This window comes from Pseudomonas sp. F2, assembly GCF_057174385.1.
Genome location: NZ_CM169904.1, coordinates 3,693,569 through 3,712,000 on the forward strand (window position 1 = coordinate 3,693,569; position 18,432 = coordinate 3,712,000).

General features: G+C 61.5%; 20 protein-coding genes. 4 read left to right on the top strand and 16 right to left on the bottom strand.

The features are described 5' to 3' along the window. Positions 1–80: 80 nt before the first annotated feature. Positions 81–245, top strand: a complete 165-nt coding sequence (gene arfA / locus AC193Q_RS16575; protein WP_047296807.1) for an alternative ribosome rescue factor ArfA — start codon at positions 81–83, stop codon at positions 243–245. Positions 246–306: 61 nt separating this feature from the next. Then, the gene (locus AC193Q_RS16580; RefSeq protein ID WP_121187377.1) at positions 307–1,629 is read left to right on the top strand and encodes a lytic murein transglycosylase; all 1,323 of its coding nucleotides are present in this window, start codon (positions 307–309) and stop codon (positions 1,627–1,629) included. Positions 1,630–1,731: 102 nt separating this feature from the next. Here the strand turns inward: AC193Q_RS16580 and AC193Q_RS16585 are convergent, their stop codons facing one another. The 13 genes from AC193Q_RS16585 to AC193Q_RS16645 all read right to left on the bottom strand — a co-directional run bounded on the left by AC193Q_RS16585 (position 1,732) and on the right by AC193Q_RS16645 (position 14,269). Then, a complete protein-coding gene (locus tag AC193Q_RS16585) occupies positions 1,732–2,679 on the bottom strand; it encodes an LD-carboxypeptidase (RefSeq protein ID WP_121187379.1) in 948 nt (315 codons plus the stop codon). Positions 2,680–2,806: 127 nt separating this feature from the next. Next, positions 2,807–3,805 carry a lipoyl synthase gene (gene lipA, locus AC193Q_RS16590; RefSeq protein ID WP_162130488.1) on the bottom strand — a complete coding sequence of 333 codons (999 nt, stop codon included), beginning with the start codon at positions 3,803–3,805 and terminating at the stop codon, positions 2,807–2,809. A 25-nt stretch (positions 3,806–3,830) separates the two neighbouring features. Then, positions 3,831–4,478 (bottom strand): lipoyl(octanoyl) transferase LipB, encoded by a 648-nt coding sequence (lipB, locus tag AC193Q_RS16595; protein ID WP_483878625.1) that lies wholly within the window; start codon positions 4,476–4,478, stop codon positions 3,831–3,833. After that, positions 4,478–4,753: a DUF493 domain-containing protein gene (locus AC193Q_RS16600; RefSeq protein WP_027612895.1), complete on the bottom strand. Its 276-nt coding sequence runs from the start codon at positions 4,751–4,753 to the stop codon at positions 4,478–4,480. The genes lipB and AC193Q_RS16600 overlap by 1 nt, the downstream gene beginning before the upstream one ends. A gap of 85 nt (positions 4,754–4,838) precedes the next feature. Beyond that, positions 4,839–5,996, bottom strand: a complete 1,158-nt coding sequence (locus tag AC193Q_RS16605) for a D-alanyl-D-alanine carboxypeptidase family protein (protein ID WP_003228546.1) — start codon at positions 5,994–5,996, stop codon at positions 4,839–4,841. Between the two features lie 187 nt (positions 5,997–6,183). Further along, complete coding sequence (locus AC193Q_RS16610) at positions 6,184–7,194, bottom strand: septal ring lytic transglycosylase RlpA family protein (protein WP_047296813.1); 1,011 nt, start codon at positions 7,192–7,194, stop codon at positions 6,184–6,186. Continuing rightward, positions 7,194–8,204 carry a lytic murein transglycosylase B gene (mltB, locus tag AC193Q_RS16615; protein ID WP_047296814.1) on the bottom strand — a complete coding sequence of 337 codons (1,011 nt, stop codon included), beginning with the start codon at positions 8,202–8,204 and terminating at the stop codon, positions 7,194–7,196. The genes AC193Q_RS16610 and mltB overlap by 1 nt, the downstream gene beginning before the upstream one ends. A gap of 17 nt (positions 8,205–8,221) precedes the next feature. Further along, the gene (gene rodA, locus AC193Q_RS16620; protein WP_047296919.1) at positions 8,222–9,325 is read right to left on the bottom strand and encodes a rod shape-determining protein RodA; all 1,104 of its coding nucleotides are present in this window, start codon (positions 9,323–9,325) and stop codon (positions 8,222–8,224) included. A gap of 31 nt (positions 9,326–9,356) precedes the next feature. After that, on the bottom strand, positions 9,357–11,252 hold the full coding sequence (mrdA, locus tag AC193Q_RS16625) for a penicillin-binding protein 2 (RefSeq protein ID WP_041064994.1): 1,896 nt from the start codon (positions 11,250–11,252) through the stop codon (positions 9,357–9,359). A 10-nt stretch (positions 11,253–11,262) separates the two neighbouring features. Next, complete coding sequence (gene rlmH / locus AC193Q_RS16630; protein ID WP_003185785.1) at positions 11,263–11,730, bottom strand: 23S rRNA (pseudouridine(1915)-N(3))-methyltransferase RlmH; 468 nt, start codon at positions 11,728–11,730, stop codon at positions 11,263–11,265. Positions 11,731–11,739: 9 nt separating this feature from the next. Beyond that, positions 11,740–12,234, bottom strand: coding sequence for a ribosome silencing factor (gene rsfS, locus AC193Q_RS16635; protein WP_047296815.1), 495 nt, complete (start codon positions 12,232–12,234; stop codon positions 11,740–11,742). Between the two features lie 72 nt (positions 12,235–12,306). Further along, positions 12,307–13,029 carry a nicotinate-nucleotide adenylyltransferase gene (gene nadD / locus AC193Q_RS16640; RefSeq protein WP_047296816.1) on the bottom strand — a complete coding sequence of 241 codons (723 nt, stop codon included), beginning with the start codon at positions 13,027–13,029 and terminating at the stop codon, positions 12,307–12,309. Beyond that, positions 12,998–14,269, bottom strand: coding sequence for a glutamate-5-semialdehyde dehydrogenase (locus AC193Q_RS16645; protein WP_047296817.1), 1,272 nt, complete (start codon positions 14,267–14,269; stop codon positions 12,998–13,000). The genes nadD and AC193Q_RS16645 overlap by 32 nt, the downstream gene beginning before the upstream one ends. A 177-nt stretch (positions 14,270–14,446) precedes the next feature. Here AC193Q_RS16645 and AC193Q_RS16650 point away from each other — a divergent pair, with 177 nt between their 5' ends. Together AC193Q_RS16650 and AC193Q_RS16655 are read left to right on the top strand one after the other, a co-directional pair. Next, positions 14,447–15,142 (top strand): DNA-3-methyladenine glycosylase, encoded by a 696-nt coding sequence (locus AC193Q_RS16650; protein WP_131671540.1) that lies wholly within the window; start codon positions 14,447–14,449, stop codon positions 15,140–15,142. A 114-nt stretch (positions 15,143–15,256) separates the two neighbouring features. After that, positions 15,257–16,573: a bifunctional DedA family/phosphatase PAP2 family protein gene (locus AC193Q_RS16655; RefSeq protein ID WP_121187388.1), complete on the top strand. Its 1,317-nt coding sequence runs from the start codon at positions 15,257–15,259 to the stop codon at positions 16,571–16,573. A 119-nt stretch (positions 16,574–16,692) separates the two neighbouring features. On the opposite strand, the gene AC193Q_RS16660 is transcribed toward AC193Q_RS16655, so the two are convergent. Genes AC193Q_RS16660 through AC193Q_RS16670 form a run of 3 tightly spaced genes read right to left on the bottom strand, consistent with a single transcriptional unit; the run spans position 16,693 to position 18,372 of the window. Next, complete coding sequence (locus AC193Q_RS16660) at positions 16,693–17,283, bottom strand: LON peptidase substrate-binding domain-containing protein (RefSeq protein WP_007960613.1); 591 nt, start codon at positions 17,281–17,283, stop codon at positions 16,693–16,695. A 10-nt stretch (positions 17,284–17,293) separates the two neighbouring features. Continuing rightward, the gene (locus AC193Q_RS16665; RefSeq protein ID WP_007960614.1) at positions 17,294–18,010 is read right to left on the bottom strand and encodes an LrgB family protein; all 717 of its coding nucleotides are present in this window, start codon (positions 18,008–18,010) and stop codon (positions 17,294–17,296) included. Beyond that, positions 18,010–18,372, bottom strand: a complete 363-nt coding sequence (locus AC193Q_RS16670) for a CidA/LrgA family protein (protein WP_121187390.1) — start codon at positions 18,370–18,372, stop codon at positions 18,010–18,012. Before AC193Q_RS16670 ends, AC193Q_RS16665 begins: the two co-directional genes overlap by 1 nt. Between the last annotated feature and the right edge of the window lie 60 nt (positions 18,373–18,432).

Sequence of the window (18,432 nt, forward strand, 5' to 3'; positions counted from 1 at the left end):
CCTACCTATCAGGGACTGGACAGGCGTCCAACATCGGCAGATTATTTCCCCCGCAAAACCACTCAATCGAGAGAACCCTCATGAGCAAAAAGCCATCAAAACATGGCCCGAACAAGGCCAAATCCATCGTCGCCCAACCCCTGTTCCGCAGCCGCCAGGAACGACCGTCCAAGGGCAAAGGCAGCTACCGCCGCGAAGCCTTCCAGTCTGACAGCTGGGAGGCTTCTTACTTTCTGGCTGCCTGAAGCGCAGTACCCCCCGGTCATGTTAAGGTCTGTACCTGAATCGTATCCCCTGGAACCGTGCATGCCCTTTCGTCTTTCCCGTCGTTGGCCCGTTCGCCAACTGATCGCTGCCTCCAGCTTCATTCTGCTTGTCGCCTGCGCGGAAAAACCTACCGCCGCCGATGCGCAACCTCTCCAAGCCGCCCCTGTCGCAACAGCCCCGGCAATCATCCCGCCGGTAGTGCCGTCCGCCGACCCTCTTGATCTTCAGCCCACCCAGACCTTTGCCGAATGGCAGGCCGGTTTCCGCAAGGATGCCCTGGCGGCCGGGATCCGCGCCGAGCTGTTTGATCGCGCGTTTGCCAATGTCAGCTTCGATGCCAGCGTGATCAAGGCCGACCGCAGCCAGCCGGAGTTCTCACGTCCGGTGTGGGAATACCTCGACGGCGCCCTCTCGCCACTGCGAGTGCGCAAGGGCCAGGCGCTGATCAGTCAGTACGCCGACATCCTGCAAAGCATCGAACAGCGATATGGCGTCGATCGTCAGGCACTGGTGTCGGTGTGGGGCATGGAAAGCAATTTCGGCCAGTTCCAGGGCACCAAGTCAGTGATCAACTCGCTGGCGACCCTGGCCTACGAAGGTCGTCGTCCGGGCTTTGCCCATGCGCAACTGATTGCGGCGCTGCAGATCCTGCAACAGGGCGATATCACCCCAGAGAAGATGTTGGGCTCGTGGGCCGGTGCGATGGGCCAGACCCAGTTCATTCCGACCACCTACAATACCCACGCGGTGGATTTCGACGGTGACGGTCGCCGCGACATCTGGGGCAGCCCGGCCGATGCTCTGGCCTCTACCGCGCACTACCTGCAAAGCTCCGGCTGGCAGCGTGGTCAACCGTGGGGCTTCGAAGTGCAATTGCCGAGCAGCTTCAACTACACCCTGGCCGATGGCGCGATTCGCAAAACTGTCGCCGAATGGCGTCAACTGGGCGTGAGCCTGCCCAATGGCAGTCAGGCACCGGCCGGCTCGGAACAATTGTCCGCCGCCCTGCTGCTACCAGCCGGTTATCGTGGCCCGGCGTTTCTGATCCTCGACAACTTCCGGGCGATCCTCAAATACAACAACTCGTCGTCCTATGCACTGGCGGTGAGCCTGTTGTCCGAGCGCTTCAATGGCGCTGGCCTGATCAACGGCACGTGGCCGAAAGATGACCTGCCACTGAGCCGTACCGAGCGTATCGAATTGCAGACCCTGCTGAGCGCACGCAATTACGATGCAGGCACGGCTGACGGGATCATCGGCGCCAATACGCGCAAGGCGATCCGCAGTGCCCAGCAGGCGTTTGGCTGGCCCGCGGACGGGTACCCGACGCATAAGTTGCTTGAGAGCCTGCGTACTCAATAAAGCAAAATCAAAAGATCGCAGCCTTCGGCAGCTCCTACAGGGTATGTATCAATCCCATACAGGAGCTGCCGAACGCTGCGATCTTTTTGCGTCACCCGAGCATTATCGGGTGACCACATCCTGCTCCAGCATCAACTCCTTCTTCCCTGCATCCAAGCGAACCAGCGCCCCCATCGGCAGCGTCAGGTTCGGATCACAATGCCCGCTGCGCCACCCCGACAGCACCGGAATCCGCAACGGCTCGAACGTCTGCTTGAGCAGACGGTTCAACGCATCGATATCGACCCCGGCCACATCACCGACCAGCACCCCGCGCAATCGGGCCAGTTTGCCGGCCAGACGCATCTGCGTGAGCAAACGGTCGATGCGATACAGCGGCTCGTTGACGTCCTCGATCAGCAAAATCACCCCTTCCACGTCGATTTCATAAGGCGTCCCCAGCGTCGAGGCAATCATCGCCAGATTGCCGCCGAGCAAGCGCCCGTGAGCGATGCCCGGTTCGACCGTGGTCAACGGATAAGCCACTGGATGGCTCAGCACACTGCCCGCCTTCAACTGACCGCGCAGCATAGCGAAGAATGAGGTGACGGTCGGTGGTTCCTTGTCGCCCAACAGATCGGCGTTGAGCAGCGGGCCGTGGAAGGTCACGAACCCGGCGTAGCGACTGATTGCCAGATGCAGCGCGGTGATGTCGCTGTAGCCGACAAACGGCTTGGCGTGACGACTCAGCAGGTCGTAATCGATCCTGTCCAGCAAGCGCGGCGTACCGTAGCCGCCACGCAGGCAGATGATCGCGTCGACTTCTGAGTCGGCGAATGCCGCGTGCAGGTCATGGAGGCGTACGTCATCGCTGCCGGCCAGATAGCCATCCTTCTCGTAAACACCGGGGAACACCTTCAGCGCATAACCGCGGGTGCGCATCCACTGCACAGCCTTTTGCGTGTTCAGCGCGCCGGGGCCGGCGGGGGCAATCACGCCGATCAGCCCTTCGGATGGCAGCGCCGGTACGGGTTTATGCGGAAAAAGGCTGTGGGTCGGTCGAACGGTCATCCATGGTCTCCCTGTGAACTCATGCACACACAGTAGTCAGGTACAAAGACAAACAAAAGAGTGCGCGGCAGGCGCAAACAAAAATACCCGCCGAGGCGGGTATTTTCGCAAAGCGCTCAGCGCCGGATCAGGAACCGAGCAGCTCGGCCTTGACCAGTTTCGCCTGCTCGTCGGCGTGATACGAGGAACGTACCAGCGGACCGGAAGCGACGTTCTTGAAGCCCATCTTGTAGCCTTCTTCGGCGAACCAGGCGAAGGTGTCCGGGTGCACGAAACGCTGCACCGGCAAGTGGCTGCGGGACGGTTGCAGGTACTGGCCCAGCGTCAGCATGTCGATGTCGTGTTCACGCATGCGCTTCATCACTTCGATGACTTCGTCGTCGGTCTCGCCCAGACCCAGCATCAGGCCGGATTTGGTCGGAATGTGCGGCATCATCTGCTTGAAACGCTGCAGCAAGGTCAACGACCACTGGTAGTCCGAACCCGGACGCGCAGCCTTGTACAGGCGCGGCACGGTTTCCAGGTTATGGTTGAACACATCCGGCGGCTCGGCGGCAGTGATTTCCAGGGCGATGTCCATGCGGCCACGGTAGTCCGGAACCAGGGTTTCCAGTTGCACATTCGGCGACAGCTTGCGGATTTCGCGAATGCAGTCGGCAAAGTGCTGGGCACCGCCGTCACGCAGGTCATCGCGGTCAACCGAGGTGATCACCACGTACTTGAGTTTCAGATCGGCGATGGCGATGGCCAGGCTTTCCGGCTCGTTGACGTCCAGTGGTTTCGGACGACCGTGGCCAACATCGCAGAACGGGCAACGACGGGTGCAGATATCACCCATGATCATGAAGGTCGCGGTGCCGCCGGAGAAGCACTCGCCCAGGTTCGGGCAGGACGCTTCTTCACAGACGCTGTGCAATTTGTGTTTGCGCAGCAGGCTCTTGATCCGGTCGACTTCCGGCGAAACCGGAATGCGTACGCGAATCCAGTCGGGTTTCTTCGGCAGTTCGGTGGTCGGAATGATCTTTACCGGGATGCGTGCAACCTTCTCGGCGCCGCGCAGCTTGACGCCGGCTTCAACCTTGGGACGCGGGGCCGGGCGCTCGGTCACGTCGAGCGTCGGGATCATGGTTTGCACTGCATCAGTAGTCATATCAGTCGATTCCGCCCGTCAGGGTCGTCTGCTCAGCATAGTCGAGGTGTTTGACGAGCTGCGCGCGCAGCCGGGCACTTACCTCGGCAAATTCAATCGATCCTGCGTGATCGCTCAGCTGGGTCATCGCCAGCCCGGCATAGCCGCAGGGATTAATCCGTCGAAACGGTTCCAGGTTCATATCCACGTTCAAGGCCAGGCCATGAAAGGAGCAACCGTGGCGAATCCGCAAACCCAGAGACGCGATTTTCGCTCCGTCGACGTAGACGCCGGGAGCATCTGGCTTGGCGGCGGCGGTGACGCCGTAGCTGGCCAGCAGTTCGATCAGGCACTGTTCCATGCGCGTGACCAAATCACGTACGCCGAAACCCAGCTTGCGCACATCCAGCAACAGGTAGGCGACCAACTGGCCCGGGCCATGATAAGTCACTTGCCCGCCGCGATCGACCTGTACTACCGGGATATCACCCGGCAGCAGCAGGTGTTCGGCCTTGCCGGCCTGACCCTGGGTGAACACCGGAGGGTGCTCGACCAGCCAGATTTCGTCGGCGGCATTGCTGCCGCGTTCGTTGGTGAAGCGTTGCATGGCATGCCAGACCGGCTCGTAAGCCATCTGGCCAAGTTCGCGAAAGCCCAGCTTGCCCGGCATCACAACACCATGTGCACGAAACCGGAAGCCCGCAGTTCGCTGTTGATGTTGTACAGCTGATCCTGGTCTGTCGCGACGATGTGCAACTGGATGGTGGTGTACTTGCCGTTGCTGCTTTGACGCTCGTCGATGCGCTCATCATTGATGGTCGCGTGTTTCTTGACGATGTCGATGATCTTGTCTTTGTTGCCGACGCCCGTATCGCTGATCACCTTAATCGGATAATCAGTTTGCGGAAATTCGATCTTTGGCGCCTTTACTTCGGTATCGGTCATGGCGTAACGGCCTCTAGAGCGCAAGCCGTGGTAACGCACATGGCCCCGCACCGGAACGGGGCGGGGCCATGCAGGTCAACACAAATCAGTTGAACAAGCCGTAGAAGAATAGACGGATGCTATCCCACATGCGGCGGAAGATACCACCCTCCTCGACAGCGTCCAGAGCGATCAGGTCGGCGCTGTGCACCACCTTGTCGTCCAGTTTCACTTCGACTTTACCGATCACGTCGCCCTTGGCGATTGGCGCGGTCAGTTGCGGGTTCATGGTCATGCTGGCAGCGAGTTTTTTCAGCTGGCCTTTTGGCAGGGTCATGGTCAGGTCCTCAGCCAGGCCGGCCTTGACCTGGCTGGTGGTGCCTTTCCACACCGGGGCCTGAGCCAGTTCGGTACCCTTCTGGTAGAAGGTCTGGGTTTCGAAGAAGCGGAAGCCGTAGGTCAGCAGCTTCTGGGTTTCTGCGGCGCGGGCCACTTCGCTGTTGGTGCCGAACACCACAGCAATCAGACGCTGGCCGTCACGTACAGCCGAGGACACCATGCAGTAGCCGGCTTCGTCGGTGTGACCGGTTTTCAGACCGTCAACGGTCTTGTCGCGCCACAGCAGCAGGTTGCGGTTAGGCTGCTTGATGCCGTTCCAGAAGAACTCTTTCTGCGAGTAGATCGCGTAGTGAGCCGGGTCTTCGTGGATGATCGCACGGGCCAGGATCGCCATGTCGTGAGCCGACGAGTAGTGCTCAGGGTTCGGCAGACCGGTCGGGTTCATGAAGTGCGAGTTGGTCATGCCCAGATCGGCGACCGTCTTGTTCATCAGATCGGCGAACGCGTCTTCGCTGCCGGCGATGTGCTCGGACAGCGCCACGCTGGCGTCGTTGCCGGACTGAATGATGATGCCGTGCAGCAGGTCGCTGACGGTCACCTGCGAGCCGACCTTGATGAACATCCGCGAACCGCCGGTACGCCAGGCGTTTTCGCTGACGGTCACCGGGTCGTTCTCACCGATCTGGCCGCGACGGATTTCCAGCGTAGCGATGTACGCGGTCATCAGTTTGGTCAGGCTGGCTGGCGGCAGACGCTGGTCACCGTTGTTCTCCACCAGCACGTTGCCGCTGCTGGCGTCCATGAGCACGTAGGCTTTTGCAGCCAGTTGAGGTGGCGACGGCATCATCTCGGCCGCGAAGGCGGCTGGCGAGAGGAGCAGCGGGACTAGCAGACACAGGCGTTTGGCAAAGGTGGTGATGTTCATCCGTCTCTCGAAATCGCTAATGGAAACTTGCCCGAAGGCAAAACTATTCAGACAGCCTTCTAACGGGCCATCGCGTGTTCAGTTGCTCACTCCAGTCACCCTTGCCGGGCTTTTGTTCTTCGACGAGCCAACAACCTGGTCCACCCCCCAAAACCGCAAGTGAACCGTCAATCAAGTGCTACGTTTCTTACTCGGTGACCACGCTCGGCGAGCCGAGATTGGCCAGGCGTACACTGTTCTGCACCTGGGCGATTTCACCCGGCGAACCGATCGGCCCCAGGCGTACCCGGTGCAGGGTCTGCTGATTGCGCACGATCGAGCTGATGAACACCGGAGCGCTCACCATCCCGCTGAGCTTCGACCTCAGGAGTTCTGCAGCGTCCGGGTTGGCGAACGCGCCCACCTGCAGATACTGGCCAGACGCTGGTGCAGAAGCGTTTTTTTTTGCGCTGATCTGTACAGGGACAGTGTCAGAGGCATGTTGTTGCGGCGGCGGGGTCCACTGCTCGATGGTACCGGCCGACGCCGTGATCACCGGGGCGCTATTCTGCGCGACTTGCGGCTCGTTGAGCATCAGCGGCGCCGGACGGCCCTTGGCGGCCCACCATTGCTGCGGATCGATACCCTCGACCTTGACCCGCGCGGTGCCGATTTCGGCATAACCGAGCTTCTTCGCAGCTGCGTAGGACAAGTCGATGATCCGGTCCGAATAGAACGGCCCGCGATCGTTGACCCGCAGGATCACGCTCCGGTTGTTGTCCAGGTTGGTCACACGCACGTAACTGGGCAGTGGCAGAGTCTTGTGGGCGGCACTCATGCCGTACAGGTCATACACTTCGCCGTTGGCGGTGTTCTGCCCGTGGAACTTGGTGCCGTACCAGGAAGCGGTGCCCGAGGCGACGTAGGTCTTGGATTCCTGCAACGGGAAATAGGTCTTGCCCAGCACGGTGTACGGGTTGGCCTTGTAAGGACCGGTGTGCAGGGTCGGCGTGGCGTCGGGGATGCGCGAAACATCGACATCCCACCACGGCGCGCCATCTTTGTGCGCGCGGTTGATGTCCAGTCCCGGCTGCGCACGCACCGCAGTGGACGGGGTCTTCTGGGTCGGCGCGCGGCTGGTCGAACAGCTGGCGACCAGCACCGCCAACGCGGCGAATGCCACCAGCTTCAGGGGTTTATTGATAGGCAATGCCCGCATTACTTGACGCCCCGTGCTTTTACCAGCTCTTCAGACAGTTGATGTACGGCCATGGCGTACATCACGCTGCGGTTATAACGCGTGATCGCGTAGAAATTCTTCAGGCCCATCCAGTATTCAGGGCCGTTGTCGCCTTCGAGGCGAAATGCAGTAACCGGCATATCATCGCGCAGCGCATCATGACTTGACCAGCCCAGCGCCCGCAACTCTCCAACCGTTTTCGTCGGCTCGATGCCGGTGGTCAGACCTTCGTCGACCTGTTCGCCGCGCACGTCGGCGCGGCTCACCACCGGTTCCCCGGCGACCCAGCCGTGACGCTTGAAATAGCTGGCCACGCTGCCGATCGCATCATCCGGATTGGTCCATATATTGATGTGACCGTCACCGTCAAAATCCACCGCATAGGCGCGAAAGCTGCTCGGCATGAATTGCGGCAAGCCCATCGCCCCGGCGTACGAGCCCTTGAGGGTCAATGGATCGACCTGTTCCTCACGGGCCAGCAGCAGGAACTCACGCAATTCCTTGCGGAAAAATTCGGCACGGGGAGGATAGTCGAATCCGAGCGTGGACAACGCATCTATCACCCGGTAATTGCCGGTATTGCGTCCGAAAAAGGTCTCGACGCCGATGATCGACACGATGACTTGTGCCGGTACGCCGTATTCCTGTTCGGCACGGGCCAGTACGGCCTCGTGCTGGCGCCAGAAGTCCACACCACGGGCGATGCGCGCGTCGGTGATGAACATCGGGCGATATTCTTTCCACTGTTTGACCCGCTCGGCGGGCTTGGAGATGGCGTCGAGAATCGCCTGCTTGCGCTGGGCCTCGCGGAACACGGCCATCAGTTGCTCGCCGGCAAAACCGTAGTCGCGGGTCATTTCGCCGACGAATTCAGCCACCTGTGGCGAGCCTTCGTAATCGCCGGCCAGCACTTCCTGCGCGCTGCCAAGGATGCCGACCAGGCCGACCCACGGCGCGTAACGAGTCGCCCAGCTGCGCATGACTTGCATTGAACTCTTCACCTTATTCAAACCTGTGCGATCCACTTGCGATGCGTATGAATCGACATCAAAACCCCAAACGCTGACAGCAGTGTCACCAGCGAAGTTCCTCCGTAGCTAATGAAGGGCAACGGCACCCCCACCACCGGCAACAGGCCACTGACCATACCGATGTTGACGAAAACATAAACAAAAAACGTCATGGTCAACGCACCGGCGAGCAATTTGCCGAACAGCGTCTGCGCCTGGGCGGTGATCACCAGGCCGCGACCGATCAGCAACAGATAGATCAGCAGCAGCGCGCAGATGCCCACGAGACCGAACTCTTCGCCGAGTACGGCGATGATGAAGTCGGTATGGCTCTCCGGCAGAAAGTCCAGGTGCGACTGGGTGCCCAGCAGCCAGCCCTTGCCGAACACGCCGCCGGAACCGATCGCGGCTTTCGACTGGATGATGTTCCAGCCAGTGCCCAGCGGGTCGCTTTCCGGGTCGAGGAACGTGAGGATCCGCTGCTTCTGGTAGTCGTGCATGATGAAGAACCACATGGCGATCGCCACCGGCACGGCCGCAGCCAGCACGCTGAGGATCCAGCGCCAGCGCAGCCCGCCCATGAACAGCACGAACGCGCCGCCGGCCAGAATCAGCAGCGACGTCCCGAGGTCAGGCTGGCGCACGATCAGAATGAACGGCACACCGATCAGCATCAGGCTGATGCCGACGTGCTTGAGCTGCGGCGGCAGCGTGCGCTTGGACAGATACCAGGCAATCGTTGCCGGCATCAGGATCTTCATGAACTCCGAGGGCTGGAAGCGAATCACTCCGGGGATATTGATCCAGCGCGTCGCGCCCATGGCGTTGTGGCCCATGATGTCCACCACCATCAGCAGCACCACGCCGACCACATAACCGAGCGGCACCCAGCGGGCCATGAACCGCGGTTCGAACTGGGCGATGACGATCATCGACACCAGGCCGATGCCGAACGAAGTGGCTTGTTTGCCCAGCAGATCCCAGCTCTTGCCGCTCGCCGAATACAGCACGAACAGACTGCCCGCGGCGAGAATCAGCAGCAGGATCAACAGCGGGCCATCGATATGCAGACGTTGCAGCAGCGTCGCACGACGACGCATCACATCCTCACTGGAGAGCATGCGATCAAAATTATTCATCACGGGCCGTAGCCTCCGCACTGATAGGACCGGCATATTCGGCCTTCAATCGACCCTCCTGATCCAGAAGCCAGGCATCCATGACCTGACGCACGACCGGCGCGGCGACACCGGAGCCGGACTCACCGTTCTCGACCATCACCGAAACAACGATTTTCGGGTTGTCGGCCGGAGCGAAACCGACGAACAAGGCGTGGTCGCGGTGGCGCTCCTGAACCTTGGACCGGTCGTATTTTTCACCTTGCTTGATCGCGACCACCTGTGCCGTACCGGACTTGCCGGCGATGCGGTATTGCGCACCGATTGCCGCCTTGCGCGCGGTCCCTCTGGCGCCGTGCATCACTTGCTGCATGCCGTGGTTGACCTTGGTCCAGTCCGACGGATCGCGCAGAACGATATCCGGCATCGGGTTTTCATCTACCGGTTTGGCGCCTTCGATGGTCTTGGCCAGGTGCGGCCGGTTCCAGATGCCTTTGTTGGCCACCAACGCCGTGGCCTGCGCCAGTTGCAAGGGTGTGGACTGCATGTAGCCCTGGCCGATCCCCAGAATCAGGGTCTCGCCCGGGAACCACGCCTGTTTGCGCGTCGCACGCTTCCACTCGCGGGACGGCATCAGGCCGGGAGATTCTTCGAACATGTCCAGCGAGACCTTCTGGCCGATGCCGAACTTGTTCATGTAAGCCGACAACCGATCAATGCCCAGCTTGTGCGCCAGGTCATAGAAGTAGGTGTCGTTGGAACGCATGATCGCCGTGTCGAGGTCGACGAAGCCGTCACCGGTGCGGTTCCAGTTGCGGTACTTGTGATCGTAGTTGGGCAGCATGTAGTAACCGGGGTCGAACACCCGGCTCGACGCCGTCACCACACCGGCATCGAGACCGGCAATCGCCACCGCTGGCTTGATCGTCGAACCCGGCGGGTACAGACCGCGCAGCACCCGGTTGAACAGCGGCCGGTCGATGGAATCGCGCAGCTCGGCATAGGCCTTGAAGCTGATGCCGGTGACGAACAGGTTCGGGTCGAAACTCGGCTGACTGACCATTGCCAATACTTCACCGGTGTTCGGATCGAGCGCCACCACCGCGCCGCGCCGCCCGCCCAGTGCAGCTTCCGCCGCTTCCTGCAGTTTGATGTCCAGACTCAGGACGATGTCCTTGCCGGGAATCGGATCGGTCCGCTTGAGCACGCGCAGCACGCGGCCGCGGGCGTTGGTCTCGACTTCCTCGTAACCCACCTGCCCGTGCAGTTCCGGCTCGTAAAAACGCTCGATGCCGGTCTTGCCGATGTGATGGGTGCCGCTGTAGTTGACCGGGTCGAGGGTCTTCAGCTCTTTCTCGTTGATCCGCCCCATGTAACCCACCGAGTGCGCAAAATGCGCGCCCTGCGGGTAATGACGCACCAACTGCGCGACCACTTCCACCCCGGGCAGGCGGAACTGGTTCACCGCGATCCGGGCGATCTGCTCTTCGGTCAGCTCGAACAGAATCGGCACTGGCTCGAACGGCCGACGCCCCTGGCGCATGCGTTTTTCGAAGATTACCCGGTCCTCGGGCGTCAGTTGCAGCACTTCGACGATCACGTCGAGCACTTGCTGCCAGTCGCCGGAGCGCTCGCGGGTCATGCTCAGGCTGAAGCTCGGACGATTGTCCGCCACCACCACGCCGTTGCGGTCGAAGATCAACCCGCGGGTCGGCGGAATCGGCTGCACATGGACGCGGTTGTTTTCCGAGAGTGTCGAGTGGTACTCGTACTGGATCACCTGCAAGTAGTACAGCCGCGCAATCAGTACGCCGATCAACAGCATGACCGCAACAGCCCCGAACACGACGCGGCTACGCACCAGGCGGGCGTCCTTTTCGTGGTCCTTGATGCGGATCGGCTGAGACATGAGGGCAGGACTACTTGTGGTAAGGGTGACCGGACAGCACGGTCCAGGCACGGTACAGCTGTTCGCCGATCAGGATCCGCACCAGCGGGTGCGGCAAGGTCAGCGGCGACAACGACCAGCGCTGGTCGGCGCGAGCGCAGACTTCCGGCGCCAGCCCTTCGGGGCCACCGACCATGAAGTTGACCGTGCGCGAATCCAGCCGCCAACGGTCGAGTTCGACCGCCAGTTGCTCGGTGCTCCAGGGCTTGCCATGCACTTCCAGCGTGACGATCCGCTCATTCGGCCCGACCTTGGCCAGCATGGCTTCGCCTTCCTGGCGGATGAAACGGGCCACGTCGGCGTTCTTGCCACGGGTATTGAGCGGAATTTCCACCAGTTCCAGCGCCAGCTCGGACGGAAGACGCTTGGCATACTCATGCCAGCCTTCTTCCACCCACTTGGGCATGCGTGAACCGACGGCGATCAGTCGCAGTCGCACAGCAATCCCTTACAGCTGGTCTTTGTTGAGCTTGGTGAAATGCTCGTGGGTGTTTTCCGGGCTGTGGTGCTTGGCGTCTGCCGCACGGCTTTGCTCGGCACCGGCCCACAGGCGCTCCAGGTCGTAGAACTGACGTGCCGAGGCAGTCATCATGTGCACGATCACCAGGTCCAGATCGAGCAGCACCCAGTCGCTGTCGCCCTTGCCTTCTTCGCCCAGCGGCCTGGCGCCTTGCTTTTTGACCTCTTCACGGACCTTGTCCAGCATCGCGTTGATCTGGCGATTGGAGGTACCGGTGGCGATGATCATGTAATCGGTGATGCTCTGCTTGTCGCGAACATCGATGATCTGGATGTCTTGTGCCTTGACGTCTTCCAGGGCTGCCACGGCAACCTTGACCAGCTCGTCGCCCTTGAGCGGCTCGTTGGTGTTGGCGACTTCCGGCAGCGGCGCGCTCTTGAACGTGCCTTTGCGCTTAACTTTGCTTACATCTTTGTCGGTCATATAAAACTCGTTTTGCTCATGTATTCGGCGGCTTGGCGATACGTGGATTCGTATCAGTGAAGCACGCCTTGTTCAGTTCGACGCACGGTACAGACCGTGCGCATCGATGTAGGCCAGGACCGCGTCGGGCACCAGGAAACGTACCGACTTACCGCTGGCCAGCAGTTGACGGATCTGGGTGGCGGAAACCGCGAGCGGTGTCTGCCAGACGAATGCAATCTGTCCGCTCGGCCCTTTGACGGCCAGCGGGTCGCTCACCGAACGCGCTGCCAGCAGGTTGCGCAAGGCATCCGGCGGTTCGCTGTCGGCGTCCGGGCGCTGTAGCACCAGGATATGGCAATGCTGGAGCAACTCCTCCCAGCGGTGCCAAGTGGGCAGGCCGCAAAATGCGTCCCAGCCCAAAAGCAGAAAAACCTGGGTCTCGGCGGCCATTTCGGCACGCATCAACTCCAGGGTATCGATGGTCCAGGACGGTTTGTCCCGCTGCAATTCGCGGGCGTCCACCACCAGCGGCGGCACTCCGGCCACCGCGCACTCAACCATGGCCAGCCGATCCTGCGCCGACACCTGCGGCGTATCGCGATGCGGCGGCCGGGCGCTGGGCATCATGCGCAGCTCGTCGAGCCCAAGCGCTTCAGCGACTTCCAGCGCACCGCGCAAATGGCCGATGTGCACCGGATCGAACGTGCCGCCCAGCACGCCAATGCGTTGCGGGCGAGACTCGCTGCCGGTTTGCGGCGCTGTCAGGTCGAGGTCGGTCAAGTCAGACCGTCGCCTGGCCGCGCAACTGGCCATCACCGACCACGATGTACTTCTCGCAGGTCAGCCCTTCGAGACCCACCGGGCCGCGGGCGTGCAGCTTATCAGTAGAAATGCCGATCTCGGCACCCAATCCGTATTCGAATCCATCGGCGAAGCAGGTCGGGGTGTTGATCATCACCGATGCCGAGTCGACTTCCGCGACGAAACGTCGGGTGTCGGCGAGGTTTTCGCTGACGATCGAGTCGGTGTGGTGCGAGCCGTAATGGTTGATGTGTTCAATGGCTTGATCCAGTCCGTCGACCACGCGAATCGACAGGATCGGCGCCAGATACTCGGTACTCCAGTCGTCCTCGCTGGCCGCATTCGCGTCAATGATCGCCCGGGTGCGCTCGCAGCCACGCAGCTCGACGCCTTTTTCGCGGAACTGGGCTGCCATCGACGGCAGGAAATCCTTGGCAACACTTTGATCGACGAGCAGGGTCTCCATCGCGCCACAGATGCCATAACGGTAAGTCTTGGCATTGAAGGCGATGCGCTGGGCTTTCGCCAGATCGGCGTGGGCACTGACATAAACGTGGCAGATGCCGTCCAGGTGCTTGATCACCGGCACGCGGGCGTCACGGCTGATGCGCTCGATCAGGCCACGGCCACCGCGCGGCACGATCACGTCGACGTACTCAGGCATGGTGATCATCGCGCCGACGGCGGCACGGTCGGTGGTTTCGACCACTTGCACCACGGCTGCCGGCAATTCGGCCTCGGCCAGACCGCGCTGGATGCACGCGGCAATCGCCCGGTTGGAATGAATCGCCTCGGAACCACCGCGCAGGATGGTCGCGTTACCGGACTTCAGGCACAGGCTGGCGGCATCGATGGTCACGTTGGGCCGGGATTCGTAGATGATCCCGATCACACCCAGCGGCACGCGCATCTTGCCGACTTGAATGCCGGACGGGCGGAAGCTCATGTCACGGATCGCACCGACCGGATCCGGCAGTGCTGCCACCTGGCGCAGGCCGACGATCATGCCATCGATGCGCGCGGGAGTCAGTTCCAGACGTTCCAGCAAGGCTGGCTCCAGACCATTGGCGCGACCAGCGGCCAGATCCTGTTCGTTGGCTGCGGCCAGCTCGGCGCGCGCAGCGTCCAGCGCATTGGCAGCAGCCTGCAAGGCGCGGTTTTTCTGCGCGGTGCTGGCACGGCCGATGACCCGGGAAGCTTCGCGGGCGGCGCGACCCAATCGGGTCATGTAGTCAAGAACGGACTCAGTCATGGTCTGCTGGGGTCTTGGCAAAGAGGAAAGCGGCAGATTATAGCTGTCGCGTCCCGGGACTAACAGCGGTGACGGGCGGATGGTCGAAATGGACTGCAATTTGCCGACGTTCAGCCGTAATTAAGCCGGGGATTGTTATCATCGCGACCTCCTTCGCCTGGATAACCACCGTTTGCCATGTCCAACCTGACCGTTCGCGCCACCGCCGAGCGCCTGCCACTGGGCCTTCCGAACACTTTTTTCGACCGTGACGCGCAAGTGCTGGCGCGCGATCTGCTCGGCAAAGTCATCCGCCACCGGGTCGGCGATCTGTGGCTCAGTGCCCGGATCATCGAAACCGAAGCCTATTACTGCGCGGAAAAAGGCAGTCATGCCTCCCTCGGCTACACGGAAAAGCGTAAGGCTTTGTTTCTGGATGGTGGACACATTTATATGTATTACGCCCGTGGCGGCGATTCACTGAACTTCAGCGCTCAGGGGCCGGGCAATGCGGTGTTGATCAAATCCGCCTACCCATGGGTCGATGAGGTCAGCGGGCCGGCGAGCCTGGCGCAGATGCTGTTGAACAATCCCGATGCCCAAGGCCGCCCGCGTCCTTCGCAAAAACTGTGCGCCGGCCAGACGTTGCTGTGCAAGGCGCTGGGCTTGAAGGTACCGATGTGGGACGCCAAGCGTTTCGACCATGAACTGCTGCTGGTGGAAGACACCGGCCCGACGCCGACGCAGATCATTCAGACCACACGCCTGGGCATTCCCCAGGGCCGCGACGAGCACCTGATGTACCGGTTCGTCGACGCCACGTATGCCCAGTGGTGCACGCGGAACCCGTTGCGCCGGGGTCAGGTCGAAGGTCGCGATTATTTCCTGCTGTAAACACGTAACCCTGCAGGAGCTGCCGCAGGCTGCGATCTTTTGATCTTTTAACAGCAAAGATCGCAGCCTGCGGCAGCTCCTACAGGGATCATCAATGGTTTGGAGTTTTTTGGTATGGGCCCATGGCTCGATAGCGTAACCGGATGGCTGGCGGCCAATCCGCAGTGGCTGGCCGCTGCGGTGTTTATCGTCGCATTCGTGGAGTGTCTGGCCATTGCCGGAATAATCGTGCCGGGCACCGTGCTGTTGTTTGCCGTCGCCGTACTGGCCGGCAGCGGTGCACTGTCGTTGAGTGAAACCCTGCTGCTGGGCTTTCTCGGCGGGATTCTGGGCGATGCGGTGTCGTATTACCTGGGCCGTCACTTCCACCAGAACATCCGCCGCCTGCCAGGTTTGCGCCACCATCCGGAATGGATGGCCGGGGCTGAAACCTACTTCCAGCGTTACGGCATCGCCAGTCTGCTGGTCGGGCGCTTCATCGGTCCGCTGCGACCGATGCTGCCTATGGTCGCCGGGATGTGCGACATGCCCTTCCCGCGCTTCGCCGCCGTCAGCCTGCTGGCGGCGGCCGGCTGGAGCGTCGCCTACCTGCTGCCGGGCTGGGCCACCGGCGCGGCGATCCGTTTGCCGCTGCCGGAAGGTTTCTGGCTGCAGGCCGGCATCGTCGCCGCCAGTATCGCAGTGATGGTCGGCCTGAGCGTCAACAGCAGCTTGCGCCAGCATCGTCGGGCGACGATCTGGATCAGCAGCATGAGCCTGTTGATTCTGATCGGCCTGTTTATTGGCTATCCGTATCTGCACGCCCTCGACCAGGGCGTGATGACCCTGGTGCAGGAACATCGCCAACCGATGCTGGACGAGATTGCGGTGACGTTCACCCTGATCGGTGAATTCCGCAACATGCTGATGTTCAGCGCCCTGCTCACCGGCCTGTTGCTGCTGTGCCGGCAATGGCGTCAGGCAATCTTTGCCGGCGGCACGCTGCTGTGTACCGCGCTACTGAACACCGTCACCAAACAGTTTTTCGCCCGGGTCCGCCCGGAGGTGCTGACCGATCCACTGACCAGCTACAGCATGCCTAGCGGCCATGCTTCCGGTTCGTTCGCATTGTTTCTGGTACTCGCAGTCCTCGCCGGTCGCGGCCAACCGCCGCGCATGCGCCTGACCTGGCTGCTGCTCGGCTGCATTCCGGCGCTGTCGATTGCTTTTTCACGAGTCTATCTGGGCGCGCATTGGCCGACGGATATTCTGGCAGGTGCGATGCTGGCGGCATGCGTGTGTGCGGCGGGCTTGTGGCTGAGTCAGCGCAAGGCGCCGCTCAACGCCATGCCGTTCAAGGTCTGGTGGCTGATTCTGCCGGCACTGCTGGTGCTGTTCAGCCTGTTCGTTCTGCGGCATTTGCCGGACACGATGTTGCGTTACGCTTATTGAGAAGCAAAAGATCGCAGCTTGCGGCCGCTCCTACAGGGTTTTGATTTCACATGCGCAAGATGGCGCGGGTATGAAATGAATCTCATGTAGGAGCTGCCGCAGGCTGCGATCTTTTTCGCTCAGGCGAACAGCTCGCCCTGCAGCTCATCGAGCAGCGCCTGGATCGCATCCAGTCGCTGCTGCGGATCGTCGAGTTGCAGCAGGTCGATCTTGTCTTCTTCGGCGAACGGCAGCAGATACGCCAGTTGATTGGCCAGCGACTGCTGCCCCAGCGCTTCGGTGCCCATGTTCAGCGCCTCGACCATCGGGTGCTCGGCCAAGGCCTTGAGCAACGCCACCAGATCGGCGTCTTCGTCCTGCAGTGGTTGCTCCGGCTCATCGTCCAGCCATTCGACGTCGGCGAGGATCAACTGATCGCGCTGCACCTCTGTGCGCAACACCTGAAAACGCCGCCCGCCCTGCACCCGGATCCCGAGCAGGCCGTTGTCCTGTTGCTGAAAATCGGTGATCCGCGCCTCGCAGCCGACCAGGGCAAAGCCTTCGGGCGCGACGCCGACTTCGTGGCCGTCGAGGATGCACACTACGCCAAAGCCGCCACCCTGTTTCATGCAGCGGCCGATCATGTCCAGGTAGCGCGCCTCGAAGATCTGCAAGTCGAGGTTGCAGCCGGGAAACAGCACTGTGTTCAGCGGGAAAAGCGGCAGACTCATAGACATTTCCTTAGACCACCATCGACACCGCCAACGGCAGGAACACCGCCGTGGCCACGCCCATCAGACTCATCGCCAGCGCCGCGAAGGCGCCGCACTCATCGCTTTCCTGCAGCGCCACCGAGGTGCCAACCGCGTGTGCGGTCATGCCCAGCGCCATGCCGCGCGCTTCAGGACTGTGCACGCCGAGCCGGGTCAGCAACGCCGGGCCGAAGATCGCGCCAATCACTCCGGTGATCAACACGAACACCGCCGCCAGCGCCGCGACACCACCGATCTGCTCGGCCACCAGCATCGCAATCGGCGAAGTCACCGACTTTGGCGCCATGGTCATCAAAATCATGTGCTCGGCGCCGAACCACCAGCCGAGCAACACGCCCATGCCCGTGGCGACTACCCCGCCTATCACCAGCGTAGTAAAAATCGGCCAGAACAATTGGCGGATGCGCTTGAGGTTCAGATACAACGGCACCGCCAACGCCACCGTCGCCGGGCCCAGCAGAATGCTGAGGATCTCGGTGCTCTTGCGGTACTCGGCGTACGTCAGACCGCAGCCGACCAACACGCCGATCACCAACAGCATGGAGACCAGCACCGGTTGCAGAAAGATCCAGCGGGTTTTCTCGAACGCCGCCAGCACCAGTTGATAGGCACCGAGGGTGATGCCGATGCCGAACAGCGGATGATGAATGACCGAAGCCCAGGCACCTTGCCAATCGAAGAGCATCAGGATTCCTCCGACCGGGGCGCGTGGCGCTTGACCAGCCGTTGCATCAGCACCCCAGCGAAGGCCATCGACAGGATCAACGACAGCACCAGCGCGCCGACAATCGCCCAGAAATCAGCAGCAATGTCGCTCGCATACACCATCACGCCCACCGCTGGCGGCACCAGCAGCAACGGCAGATAACGCAACAGACTGCCGGCCGCGAGGTTCAGCGGCTCGCCGACTTCACCACGCATGATCAGGAACACCAGCAACAGCAGCAGGCCGATGATCGGCCCCGGCAGCACCGGCAACAGCAAATGGTTGAGTGCCGTGCCGAGCAGTTGAAACAGCACCAGCATGGTCAGGCCACGTAACAACATCAGACATCTCCCCCGCAAGTCCTCGGCATTATAAGCACGGCGGCGCTATGGATCGGCATT